Source organism: Catenuloplanes nepalensis (genome assembly GCF_030811575.1).
GTDB classification, from domain to species: Bacteria; Actinomycetota; Actinomycetes; order Mycobacteriales; family Micromonosporaceae; genus Catenuloplanes; species Catenuloplanes nepalensis.
Genome location: NZ_JAUSRA010000001.1, coordinates 4,343,548 through 4,355,910, shown reverse-complemented (window position 1 = coordinate 4,355,910; position 12,363 = coordinate 4,343,548). Strand labels below are relative to the sequence as shown.

The following is a 12,363-nucleotide window of genomic DNA, read 5'->3' as shown; positions in this document are numbered from 1 at the left end:
CCCAAATCGTTGTTAAAACCGCCGGATAACAACGATTTGGCACACGTGATCGACTTCTGGCCGCCGGACCGGTCTTGATCTTCTGTTCGTGCGCCCCGCGCAGACCGCCGGCGCCTGGCTGCCCCGTATGCCGTCGACCACCCCTCGGGGTGCAGATCATCGGCAGGGCCGCCACCCACCACGCGACCGCAGCCCAGGCAAGGACGGCGCGCAGCGACGACCATGCCGACCGGAGACCAGAGCTGGCGGCCCTGCCGATGATCTGCTCGGCTTGACCTGGAAGACGGCATACGGGGCAGCCGGGCACACGAAACCCAACCCCGGCCGCGAGAAAAGAAACCGGGCCAACGCAACCCTGCCTCGCCGGAAGCCCTGCCTCCCCCCCCGGAGCCCGAGGCCGCCGGAGGCGAAAACGCAACCGGACGGCCCGCCACTCGGCGTGGGTCAGTGCAGGGCTGTTGCGAGGCGGGATTGCACGCGGCTCGCGATTGCCTGGATGTGTGGGGTGCGCAGGTGGGCCACGGTCGCGTTCGGGGAGCCGGGGCCGTGGCGGTGCAGCATGTCGGCGATGCGGGCGTCGATGCCGAGGGGTTCGCCGCGGGAGCCGACCGTCTGGTCCGCGTAGGTCAGCGCGTCGGACGTGGCCGTCGCCTCGTCCGGGTAGACGGCCATCTCCGCCTTGAGGCCGTGGACCGCGGCGACGAAGCAGGCGCCGGAGTGGTTGGCCACGAGGCCGGAGATGCGGGTGGGCCAGCCGTGGTGGTCGAGCAGGCGGGCGCCGTCGAGCGGGTGGAAGCCGGTGGCGTGTGCCAGTTCGCCGTAGCCGATGTCGTGCAGCCAGGCGGAGGCGACCAGGATCTCGCGGTCTTCGGCCGGGACCACGGTGGCGAGCTGCTCTGCGCGGGCCGCGACTGCGGCCGTGTGGAGCCATCGGTTGCCCAGGTCGCCTATCACGCGCTGGGCCAGCTCGCGGGCGGCGTCGGCGGTGGGACGCAGCAAGACCGAAGACATCCCACCACGGTACGGCCGGGGAAGGGGGTCCTGACCAGGCAGTTCGCCGGTTGTTCATCCAGGTTTCAGGGGCGCGTACCTGACTCCTTGCTCAGTCGTTTCGCAATGATCTCCGAGACGCGGTTGCGGACGGGCGCATCGAGGGTCGTGCGGTCCAGGCGGCGGGCCGCCAGGTCGAGCACCGCGTGCGCGACGCGGGAGATCGCCGGGTCGGTGAGGCCGTCGCGGGCGGCCGGTTCCCAGCGGCCGGCGGCCGGGGCGGCGAGGTCGCGGGCGAGGTCGGTGGTCTCGTCGTCGGCCAGCAGCGCGGCGATCACGGCGATCGGCGCGATCCACTCGTTGCCGGGCTGGGCGTCGAGGCAGCGCACCTCGAGGTAGCCGCGCGGCCGGATCGGCGGGAACAGCAGCGTGAGGTGGTAGTCCAGGTCCTCGGTCGTGGGTGGCGTGTCGAGCGCGCCGTCGATCCAGTCGTTGAACGTGAGGCCGCGCGGCGCCTCCCAGTTCCGGTCGTCGCGGCGCACGCAGAGCAGTGGTGCGGCGAGCGCGTGCCGGGCCCACGCATGTGCCGGGTCGGCGCCGAGGTCGATCTCGCGGGTGAGCTGCCGGTCGACGCCGAACCAGGCGCGCATGCGGGCGGAGCGCCAGCCGGTGTCGATGCCGCCCTGCCGGTGCGACGTGGCGAACGCGGCCATCAGCGCGGGGCCGGCCGCATAGAGCGCGGCCCAGCGCGCGGCGAGCTGCCGGGGTTCGCCCGCGTCGACGCACGCCTGCAGGCCGGCGGTGTTGCACATCATCACGCGCCCGGCCGTACCCGTGCGGTCGAAGGCTTTTTCGAGAGCGTCGAAACGCGGGGTGTGCAGGAGGCGGCGCGGGGACCGCCACGGGTCGAGGCCGTGCTCGCCGAGCACCAGGCCTTCGGCCGCGAGCAGCCGGGACAGCTGCCGGCGGTCGCCCTCGGTGGCCGCGTAGAGCGCGGTGAGCGAGCGGAACGGGGCGGACGAGATCTCGACCTGGCCGCCGGGTTCGACCGTGACCGGCGTGCCGTTGTCCAATGTCTCCTGTGGACTGTCCGGCGAGATCGTGGCCGGCGCGTGCGGGCCGAGCGCGCGCCGCAGCGTCGCCAGGTCGATCGGGCGAGCCGGGTCGTCCGCGTGGTGGACCGTGAACTCGAGCTCGGCGCCGATCAGCCGGGACGGGCCGGTGCGGAAGCAGACCGAGGCGATGTGCTCCTCCGCCTGATCCCGATCGGTGACCTCGGCGTGCGGCTGCGTGATGGTGGACGTTGACAAACCCTTGCCTCCGGGACGCGTGGACCAGCGGATTCCCCGTGTGGACGTACGAGATCGCGCCGCGCCCGCATCGGCCTGGGCTGCGACAACCCACGCGACGTTACCGGCTCACTGCGTTCGGTGACACCCCCGCGCCGTGCAATTTTCTGCTCCGGATGGTCCACGCCACATCGGGCGGCAAGCAGGAGGGAGGGAGGAAGGGTGGATGCGCGAGCCCGGCACCGTCCGTCCCGACCGGGTGCCGGGCCCGCACATCAGACGAGTCAGCGCCGCCGATCACGGTTCCGTCACTCGCCGGGCTTCCCGAGTGCGCCAGATCACGCCCGGCGGAGCCGCGGCGGCGGGACGGCGGTCGTCGACGGGGTGCGGGGCCCGGCGACGGCCTGGGAAATTCGTGGTGGACGCGGCCCATCCCTGATGCGTCACCGTCGTACCCAGTGGGTAGTTTTCACATATGCCAGAGGCCCCCACCATGATCGCCGGACGCTACCGTCTCGGCGAAGCGATCGGCTCCGGCGGCATGGGCCGGGTGTGGCTCGCGCACGACGAGCGCCTCGACCGCGATGTCGCCATCAAGGAGATCGTTCTCCCGCCCGGAAGCGAGGAGGACGCCGCGGTGGCCCGCCGCCGGACGCTGCGCGAGGCGCGCGCGGCCGCGCGGCTCAACCATCACGGCGTGGTCGGCGTCTACGACGTGTTCGAGGCCGACGGCAAGCCGTGGATCGTGATGGAGCACGTGCCGTCCCGCTCGCTCAAGGAGATCGTCCAGGAGGACGGGCCGCTCGACGACCGCCAGGCCGCGGTGATCGGGCTGGAGATCCTGGAGGCGCTGCGGGCCGCGCACAAGGCCGGAGTCCAGCACCGCGACGTCAAACCGGCGAACGTGCTGATCGCCGACGACGGCCGCGTCGTGCTCACCGACTTCGGCATCGCCACGATCGAGGGCGACGGGCTGATCACCAGCTCCGGCCAGCAGCTGCACGCCTCGCTCGACTACATGGCGCCGGAGCGCGCGCAGGAGGGGGAGGCCACCGAGGCGGCCGACCTGTGGTCGCTCGGCGCCACGCTCTACGACGCGGTCGAGGGCCGCGCACCGTTCCACCGCGCGTCCGCGGTCGGCACGCTGACCGCGATCGCGGCCGACCCGCCGGACCCGATGGAGCGGGCCGGCGCGCTCGCCCCGGTCATCGACGGGCTGCTGAAGAAGAACCCGGGCGAGCGCCTCACCAGCGCGGACGCGGGACGGCTGCTACAGGCCGCGGCGGAGGGCAAGTCCAAGGTCGCGCGCGCGACCGCGGCGCCGATCGCACCGGCCCGAAAAGACCAGGACCCCCCGGGGGGACGACCGGGGCCGGCGCGACCGTTGATCATCGGCGCGGCGGCGGTGGCGGTCGTGCTGGTGGTGACGCTGGTCGCGTTCGTCCTGACGCGCCCGGACGGCACCGGGGACACGCCCGGCGACAACATCGCGGCGCCCGGGCCGACCGCGAGTGCGGGCACGCCCTCGGCCGGACCCTCGGACGCCCCGGCCTCGCAGGCGGTGCAGCCGTCGCCGGTCGGTGCGCCGACGCCGTCGCCGACCGGCCAGGCCGCCGGTGGTGGCGAGAACGCCGGCGGCTCCGGTGAGGGCTCCGGGCGGCCGCAGCTGCCCCAGGGCTGGCGGGACTACACCGACCCGACCGGCTTCAAGGTGTACGTGCCGAACGGCTGGACGCAGTCGCAGGACGGGACGATGGTCTACTTCACCGGGCCGACCGGGCGCGTGCTCGGCGTCGACCAGACGAACACGCCGAAGGCGGACCCGGTCGCGGACTGGAGTGAGCAGCGCGACACGCGCATCGCCGACGGCGACTTCCCCGGCTACAGCGAGGTGAAGATCGTCGCGGTCGACTACTTCCAGAAGGCCGCGGACTGGGAGTGGACCTACGACTCGCAGTTCGGGCGGGTGCACGTCAACAACCGGGGCGTGGTCACGTCGCCGACCCAGGCGTACGGCATCTACTGGCAGACTCCCGAGTCGGACTGGAACGCCGCCAACAAGGACCTCCAGCTGATCTTCGACAGCTTCGTGCCGAAGCCCTGAGACGCTTGACCCGTCCAGCGACGTTCGCCGGGCGTGTCTCGTCCGTGATCGGGGCGTCCCCCCATGTCGTCAGAGCAGCATGGGGACGCCCCCGATCACGGATTTCTGTCCCGGCGCACGTTCGTGGACGACGGCCTAGGCCAGGTCGCGGGGGTCGGCGGCCTGGTAGTGGCGGAGCTGGCGTTCGGCGCGGGCGAGGAGCCGGCGGCGGCCGCCCGGCAGTCGGCCGGAGACGTGCGTGGCCGGCAGGTTGGCCGCGACGCGGGAGAGCGCGTGCCAGGGCGGACGCGGCGGCAGGCCGAGGTCGCGGAGCGCGGCCGGGCCGAGTAGCCAGGTCGCGATGGACAGCGCGCGCTCGCGCCGCTCCGGCACGCCCGAGTCGATCAGCGCGCGGGCCAGCGCGGTGCTGTTCGCGTCCGGCGGCGGATCGTGGGCGAGCAGCTGGTAGAGCAGGCGGCGGCCGCTGCGCTCGGTGTGCGGGAGCCACCGGTCGGCGACGCCCATCAGCGCGCCGACGTAGCTCCACAGGTGCATCACGGCCGCGCCGTCCGCGCGCGAGACACGCACGCCGAGCAGCCGCAGGTGCAGCAGGAAGCTGGTGCTGAACACGCCGAGCGTGCTGGCCTGGTCGTACTGGTTGATCGGCACACCGCGGCCGGCGTGATCCCAGGACGGGTCGGCCTCCAGACGGTGGTTGACCATCGCGTGCATGACGCGGACGTGCAGCGTCAGCCGGTGCCCCTCCGCGCCCGGGCGCAGGCCGCCGGGCGCGGTCACGGCCCGCCACCACCCGGTCGTCTCCGCGATCCGGCGCGCGGTCTCGTCGCCGGTCAGCCGCCCGGTGCGGACCAGCGGCTCCAGCGCGGCGGCGGTGCGGTAACCGCCGAGCAGCGAGCCGTACGTCAGGACCAGCGTCGCGTCCACGCCGAACGTGCGGCACACCTCCGCGCCCCGGTCCAGCAGCGCGTCGTCCACCCAGGACGGACGGACCCGTACCGTATCCAGGAATTCGTCCATCGGTTTCGGCGCGGGGGCGCCCGGGTCCGCGAGCGCGGCACGGACCTGCGCCTGGGTGACCGTGCGGTCGGTGAGCAGCGCGCGGGCCAGCGCCGCGCCCGGCTCGTCCCGCTGCAGCAGTGCGGCGCGCATCGCGTCGATCTCGTCGGGGGTGGGTCGTGCGCCGGGGCCGGCCGTCAGCCGGAGCGGGCGGGCGGCGCGTTCCGCCCACTGACCGCCCGCTCCGAATCGCGCAGGGGTGGCGACCATCCATCGACCATAGCGCCTGGATCGGTGTGAGGGCCGGAGTGAGGCGCGGTCCAGGTGTCGGCTGGTTGCGACGTGCGGCCAGGCGGCTTCTGGACCGCGCCGCAGCCCGTCTCCCACACCGATCCAGGCGCTGAATCAGGCGGGTACGGCGTGCCTGTCGAGGAAGTCGAGCTGCACCTGCCACGCCCGGGCGACGTCGTCCGTGTGCTGGCCGAAGGCCTGGTCGAAGAAGCTGTGCGGCGCGTCCGGGAACAGTTCGAACTGCACGTCGACGCCGGCCTCGCGGCGTACCGTGTCGGCGAAGTTCCGGGTGTCCTCGACCGGGGTGAAATCCTTGCCCGCGGCCATCACCAGCACCGGCGAGGCCACGTTCGGTGCGGCGTCGAGCGCGCGGGACGGGATGCCGTAGAAGCCGATCACGCCGGCCAGGCCGTCACCCGCAGCGGCCTGCCGCCACGACATCGCACCGCCGATGCAGAAGCCGACCACGAACACGCTGCGCGCCCCGGTCTGCCGGCGCAGCCAGGCCACGGCCGCGGACGCGTCCTCGGCGATCTTCGCGAGATCCATGGACTGCATGTGCTCCCGGTACGGGAAGTCCTCGCCGCGCGGGCCGATCCCCGCGGTCCGCCCGAAGTAGTCGATCGCGATCGCGTGCCGGCCCGCCTCGGCCCAGCGCTTCGCCAGGTCGTGGTAGAACGTGTGCAGCCCGCGCGCGTCCGGCAGGATCACGATCGCCTGGTCCGACGCGGTGGCCGGATCCGCGTGGTAGGCACCGAACCGCGTGCCGTCGGCCGAGGTGAGGACCGTCTCGCCGTGCGAGCCGAGCGGGGCCCGCTCCGGCGGGGCCGGGGCCTGGGCGTCGTCGCCGTAACACATGGTGGTTCTCCTTCAGTCGTGCGGCGCCCGCATCCGCAGCAGGCGGCGGGCGAGCGTGAGCAGGTGGGTGCGCAGATCCTCGTCGGTGAGATCGGCCAGGCTCGGGTCACGGCCGGCCGTCGCCATGCCGCCGGCCAGCAGCGTGGCGGTGACACGGGCCTCCGGTTCGTCGACGGCCGACCCGAAGAGCGCGGCCTTGAGGCGGCGGGCCTGCGTGGCGAGGTCCGGATGCGCCCGGATCAGCGTGGCCATCGCCGGGTCACCGGAGAGCACGGAGGCGCGCTCCCGGTTGCCGACCATCAGCGCGACCACGCCGGTGACCGCGGCTTCTCGCCGGGCCGCGCGGCTCGACTGTGCCTCGGCCGCGTCCGCGACCGCGGCCAGCGCGTCGATCGCCGGCTGCACCACCGCGAGGGCGATCTCCTCCTTGGTCGCGAACTGGTGGTAGACCGCGGCCTTGGTCACCCCCAGCTCATCCGCGATCATCTGCAGCGACGTCCCCCCGACCCCATGCCTGGCATACAGCCGCAGCGTGGCATCGAGCAACCGCCGCCGCGCTTCCCCCGGTGGTCGTCTCACGCCAACAAAACTAGCCGATCGACTATCCACTTGGCTAGTCGATCGGCTAGTTACTCCCGCAAGATTCGCTAGCGTGACCGATCGTTCGTCATCGCTTGAGCAGGGCCGACCGTGTGCCTAGCGTCGATCCCGTTGACGTTCTGTGAATGCCCGTGTGGCCACACTGCGTAACCCGCCTTCCGTGAGCGACGTACTGCTAGTCCGTCGGGCACGGTTCGGAACACGTTGGATGGCGGCACCCGCACGAGGTGTCGACATCGAGGATGGGAGATCGGAGATGGACAGGGCGGCACGGAGACCGCCGGAATGGCTGCGCGTTCCGATCGGTCTGATCGCCGGCGGTGCGCTGCTGATCTGCCTGGTGACGCCGGTCGACACGAGTACCGGCGTGCGGTGGCTCCTGAAGGCGCTGGGTTTTGTGGTCTTCGTGTTCGTCGCCGCGGCGTACGTCTATTTCCGGCACGGCCGTCTGCTGCAGCAGACCAGCCGGAACACGCGCGTCCTCCAGGTGGAGGATGCGCAGATCGCCGAGTTGCAGCACGCCGCCGGTGCCGACCTCGGGGTCACGATGGAGCAGGCGAGGCTGTTCGCCTCCGCGATCATCGAGCCGGTGAAGACCAGGCTGCGCCTGGTCGAGATCTACGAGCCGAGCCGGCGTGCGCTCCAGCAGACGATCACGGTGGATGCGCGACTGGACGCGAACGGCGCCGACCAGGTGCTATTTCCGATAACGGTGCAGCCGAAGGGCGAACTCAGCGACAACTTCTCACTCGTCGACGGCGAGGGCGTGAGCGTGCCGGCGCTGACCTACCGTGAGTACCTGCTGCTGGCGGCCAGCGCGCTGCGGATTCTTGTCGCCGCCGCCTACCGGCTGCAGGTGGGCGAGACCCTTCCGCCGGAGGCGCTGCGGGCGGAGCGGGCCGCCCTTCGGGACATCGTCCAGCGGCGGGTGCCGGACTCGACGATGAGTGTCGCCGGTGCAGCCGCCTTGGGCGAGTTGCAGGCACCGGATCCGGTTCATCTGACCCTTGCTCGGACCTTCACGCAGAAGCTCGCCCGGCACTACGCGATCGTCGCGGTGGCCTCATCCGCGGCGGATGGCAGACTGAGGTTGACGCTGAGCCGGACCGTCATTCCCACGCTGCATGTCTCGGGCGGTGACAGCCGAGCCTTCGCGTGGATAAAAGGGGTCGCTCGCATCATGCTGGGCGCCCGTCCGGTCGCGTTGCAGATACCGCTGACCATGGCGGGAACCGCGCAGAGCTACCACCTCCTGGTGCGCAGCGAGGACGGACTCTACCTCGGTCAGCAGGACTGCCCCGACATGTCCCGCTTCCTCGCGGACCGTAACGAGCACCGCGCCCATGACGTTCCGCCGCCGTACTACCGTTTCCGACGCCGCCTCGGGCAGACGTACGCGCACTTCTACACGCGATTCTTTCCCGAGCACACCGAGTCCGTGCCGCCGCCGAAACTCAAGGTGCTCTTCTTCGAGACACCACCGGGATCGACCTTCCGTGCGCTGGTCGCCGCCATGGCGTCGGCCGTTCTCGTCTGGGCGGTGGGCATCGGCATCTCGTATGGCAGCGTCGCCGAACTGGGCACGGACGCGCCTGCGGTGCTGCTCGCGTTCCCCGCGGTCGCGGCAGCCTGGCTCGGTTTCGATCAGCCGAGCCGGCGGCTGCTGGAGGGCACCATGACGAGCCGCGCGTCGCTGTTGCTGACCGCCGCCACGTCGGTGATGGCGAGCGCGCTGTACATCCTGCACCGTACGCACGCACCGCTGCCGAACATCGGCGAGTACGTGCGGTTCTCGGTGCTGTTCGTCTCGCGGCCGTCGTGGGCGGTCCTCTTTCTGGTCGCGACGCTGAACACCGTGCTCATCCTGTACTTCTATCTGATCCGTACCTGGACATTCATTCAGCTCGCCTCGCGGCAGACTGCGAGGGAGAGTGACGCCAATCGGATCGAGCAGCAGGGGTGACGCGCGGTTCGCCGTACCGATAGCCTTGAATGTGGGGTGGTTGCAATGAGTGATTCGAGGGCGAATACGCAGCCCGATGGTGACGATCGTTCCGGTGCCGGCCGGCGCGGTGGCGGTCGGCTGGTCCGGTTCATGGATCGCTTGATGACGCGTGCCGGGCACACCGACGAGTCGGGATATTACGTGCAGGGTGAGGGTTGGCCGCCGCAGAGCATCGACGAGAGCCTGACACGGACGCAGATACACGAAAAGCTCGACGAGGCCTTCACCGGGTATTACGACGTTGCCATGGACAGTCTGACCCGTGTTCAAGTGCCGGCTCGTTCCCCGCGCCGCAGCGAATCCTGAGCGGGTGTAGTCGAGCCGCCGACACGTGTCGGCGGCTCGCTTGCGTTTGTGACGCGTCAGGGGGTGCTGCAGGTGACGGTGGGGGTGGTCCAGGTGCCGTTGGCCATGACGGTGAAGCCGAAGGTGGTGGTGGCGCCGGGGGAGAGGGAGCCGTTGCCGTTGGGGCGCATGGTCATCACGGAGCCGTTCCAGGACGGGGTGCCGTTCCAGGTGGTGGAGACGCTCTGGGGTGCGGTGAGCGTGACGGTCGAGGTCCAGCTGGAGATGGCGGCGCTGCCGGCGCGGATGGTGACCTGGCCGTTGAAGCGGTCGCCCCAGCGCTGCGTCTCGGCGTAGGTGGCGGTGCACGAGCCGGGGCCGGGGTCGGTGGGGGTGCTGCCGCCGTCGGGGGCGACGGCGCGGCCGGTGGACGGGGAGATCATGCCGGGGCAGAGGCCGCGGGCGGCGAGGTTGGCGACGATCTGCGGGACGGCGTTGATCGTGGTCTGGTAGGCGTCGTGCATCAGGATGATGCCGCCGGCCTGGAGCGTGTTCGCGGCCGCGACGATCTGTGCGGTGGAGGCGTTGTTCCAGTCCTGGGAGTCGACGGTCCAGATGATCTCGCGCAGGCCGAGCTGGGCCTCGACGGACTGCAGCGTCGCGTTCGTCTCGCCGTAGGGCGGGCGGAAGAGCCGGGGTGTCACGCCGGTGGCCTGCGCGATCGCGGACTGGGTCTGGGACAGTTCCTGGTTCATCTGCGCGGCGGACAGCTGGGTCATGTGCGGGTGGCTCCAGCTGTGGTTCGCGACCCAGTGCCCGGCCGTGACCTGCGCGCGGGCCAGCGCCGGGTTCTGCTGGACGCGCTGGCCGGTGTTGAAGAACGTGGCCCGCGCGTTCGCGTTGCGCAGCGCGGTGAGCAGCGCCTGCGTGGTGGACGGGTTCGGCCCGTCGTCGTAGGTGAGCGCGACGTAGCCGCTCTCGCAGGCGGCGGCCGTGACCGCGGGGTCGGTCGCGGCGGCGGCGCCGGTCGTGACGGTGGTGACGGCGCCGGCCGCCACGGCCAGGACGGCCGTGGCGAGCGCGGTGGTGCGGTGCCGGGGCATCGGTGGGCTCCTTCCGGACAATGACTGAAACATTCCGGAGTATCTATGGAATCGCCGACGCCTTCAAGGGATGAACGTCAATATAAGCGCCCGTTGTCGATGTCCTGGTTTCCGGAAGGAAGCCGAAAACCAGGCGCGGCGATCCCGCCGCCGATTGCCGATCACCCGGGGGTACGGTGCACCGATGTCGATGCGCCCGTGGTGGTCCGTCCTCGTCGCCGGAATCCTGGCGGTGGCCGCCGGCCTGACCGCCCTGTTCCTCGCGGACCGCGGCCTGAGCGGCGAGTCACTCCGCGTCGGCGGCGTCCCGGTCGAGATCGTCCGAGGGCCCGCGGTCGCGGGGGCGTCCGGCGGCCGGCCCGCGGTCGTGGTGGTGCACGGCTACGCCGGATCCGGACGGCTGATGCGCCCGTTCGCGGACACGCTGGCCCGTCGCGGATATGTGGTGCTCCTCCCGGACCTGGCCGGGCACGGCGCGAACACCCGCCGGCTGGACGTGCCCTCGGCGATCGACCCGGAGATCGCGGCCGTCGTCGCGCACGCGCGCGAGCTCCCGGACGTCGACCCGGACCGGGTCACGCTGCTCGGCCACTCGATGGGCGCGGGCGCGGTGGTCCGGGCCGGCGCGGCCGACCCGCGGATCGCGGCCACGGTCGCGATCTCGCTGCCCGGCTCCGGCGGCGCGCCCGGGCCGCGCCGCCTGCTGCTGATCGTCGGCGCGCTGGAGCCCGCCGGCTTCCGCGCCGCCGGTGAGCAGACGGCCCGCGAACCGGCGTCCGGCGACCGGCCCGTCGGCGACCGGCGCCTGGTCAGCGTGCCGTTCGTCGAGCACATCAGCGTGCTCTACGCGCCGCGCACCCACCGCGAGGCCGCCGCCTGGCTCGACGCCGCGGTCGGCAACACCGCGACCGGCTCCGGAACCGTCCCGCTCCGCCGCATCGCCGCCGGCGCCCTCACCCTGCTCGGCGCCCTGCTCCTCCTGACCGCCGCGCTGGGCCGCCCCTCCCACCGGCTCACGCCACCACCGCACGACGCCGTGTCCGGTCCGGCGGGGCTCGACCGGGCTGCGGCGCTCCGGCGCCCGGCGGGCTGGATCGCTGTCGGTGGCGCCGGGTTGCTCGGCCTCGCCGGCGGCGGGATCGGTGCCGTGGCTGTGCCGTCGCCGGTGACCGGTTACCTGATCGGCTACTTCGCGGCCGTGGGCGGCGTCCTCGCGATCGCGGCGGCCGCGCTGACCGGCGCGCGGAGGCCGTCGAGGAGGCTGTCGTCGTACAGGCCGCCGTTGCCGAGGTGGACGGCCGTGGTGGCGTCGGCCGGCGGGGGTGCGGCTGTGGTCGTACCCGTGCAGCTGGGGTTGACCTTGATGGTTCCGCACGGGGATCGCTGGTGGCTGGTGGGGGCGCTGGCACTGGCGACGGCCGCGCTGCTGGCCGGGGCGCGTGCGCTCGCCGGGCCGGTGTGGGACCTCGCCGTCCTGGCCGCGATCGCGATGCCGCTGGCCGCCGCGGCCGTCATCGGTCTCGCGCCCGGGTTCCTGCTGCTCATCGCGCCGCTCGTCGCCCTGCTGTTCGTCCTCTACGCCCTGCTCGCCGCCGTCGCCCGCCGCGGCGGCGCCACCTGGTGGTCCCCGATCGCGGCCGGTGCCGTCATGATCGCCTGGCCGGTAGCGGTCGCGCTGCCGGTGAGCGTCGGCTGAGGTCGCGCGAGCCACGTGGTGGTGCGCCGCGACGGGGACGCGGAAGGGCCGCGCTGTCGTGATCAAAGCCGGGTGCGCGCGATGAGGCCGCTGAGGCGCGGCGGCATCCGTGAGGCGGCTGGGCTGAGGGATGCGTCGCAGGCCGG

At 72.3% G+C, this 12,363-nt stretch carries 10 protein-coding genes; 4 read left to right on the top strand and 6 right to left on the bottom strand.

The features are described from left to right. Positions 1 to 444: 444 nt before the first annotated feature. Both J2S43_RS18685 and egtA read right to left on the bottom strand, forming a co-directional pair. Positions 445 to 1,011, bottom strand: coding sequence for an HDIG domain-containing metalloprotein (locus J2S43_RS18685; protein ID WP_306830915.1), 567 nt, complete (start codon positions 1,009 to 1,011; stop codon positions 445 to 447). Between the two features lie 65 nt (positions 1,012 to 1,076). After that, the gene (egtA, locus tag J2S43_RS18680) at positions 1,077 to 2,300 is read right to left on the bottom strand and encodes an ergothioneine biosynthesis glutamate--cysteine ligase EgtA (RefSeq protein WP_306830913.1); all 1,224 of its coding nucleotides are present in this window, start codon (positions 2,298 to 2,300) and stop codon (positions 1,077 to 1,079) included. A gap of 454 nt (positions 2,301 to 2,754) precedes the next feature. On the opposite strand from egtA, the gene J2S43_RS18675 reads away from it, so the two are divergent. Beyond that, complete coding sequence (locus J2S43_RS18675; RefSeq protein WP_306830911.1) at positions 2,755 to 4,383, top strand: serine/threonine-protein kinase; 1,629 nt, start codon at positions 2,755 to 2,757, stop codon at positions 4,381 to 4,383. Positions 4,384 to 4,518: 135 nt separating this feature from the next. Here J2S43_RS18675 and J2S43_RS18670 read toward each other — a convergent pair whose 3' ends face one another. The 3 genes from J2S43_RS18670 to J2S43_RS18660 all read right to left on the bottom strand — a co-directional run bounded on the left by J2S43_RS18670 (position 4,519) and on the right by J2S43_RS18660 (position 7,107). Further along, complete coding sequence (locus J2S43_RS18670) at positions 4,519 to 5,649, bottom strand: oxygenase MpaB family protein (RefSeq protein WP_306830909.1); 1,131 nt, start codon at positions 5,647 to 5,649, stop codon at positions 4,519 to 4,521. 135 nt (positions 5,650 to 5,784) lie between these two features. Continuing rightward, positions 5,785 to 6,528: a dienelactone hydrolase family protein gene (locus J2S43_RS18665; RefSeq protein WP_306830907.1), complete on the bottom strand. Its 744-nt coding sequence runs from the start codon at positions 6,526 to 6,528 to the stop codon at positions 5,785 to 5,787. A 12-nt stretch (positions 6,529 to 6,540) separates the two neighbouring features. Beyond that, entirely contained in the window at positions 6,541 to 7,107 is a 567-nt protein-coding gene (locus J2S43_RS18660; protein ID WP_306830906.1) for a TetR/AcrR family transcriptional regulator, read from the bottom strand. Between the two features lie 277 nt (positions 7,108 to 7,384). On the opposite strand from J2S43_RS18660, the gene J2S43_RS18655 reads away from it, so the two are divergent. Then, positions 7,385 to 9,091: a hypothetical protein gene (locus J2S43_RS18655; RefSeq protein ID WP_306830903.1), complete on the top strand. Its 1,707-nt coding sequence runs from the start codon at positions 7,385 to 7,387 to the stop codon at positions 9,089 to 9,091. Between the two features lie 45 nt (positions 9,092 to 9,136). After that, complete coding sequence (locus J2S43_RS18650; protein ID WP_306830900.1) at positions 9,137 to 9,439, top strand: hypothetical protein; 303 nt, start codon at positions 9,137 to 9,139, stop codon at positions 9,437 to 9,439. 56 nt (positions 9,440 to 9,495) lie between these two features. Here the strand turns inward: J2S43_RS18650 and J2S43_RS18645 are convergent, their stop codons facing one another. Continuing rightward, complete coding sequence (locus J2S43_RS18645) at positions 9,496 to 10,521, bottom strand: polysaccharide deacetylase family protein (RefSeq protein WP_306830897.1); 1,026 nt, start codon at positions 10,519 to 10,521, stop codon at positions 9,496 to 9,498. 184 nt (positions 10,522 to 10,705) lie between these two features. On the opposite strand from J2S43_RS18645, the gene J2S43_RS18640 reads away from it, so the two are divergent. After that, positions 10,706 to 12,217, top strand: a complete 1,512-nt coding sequence (locus J2S43_RS18640; protein ID WP_306830894.1) for an alpha/beta hydrolase — start codon at positions 10,706 to 10,708, stop codon at positions 12,215 to 12,217. Positions 12,218 to 12,363: the final 146 nt, after the last annotated feature.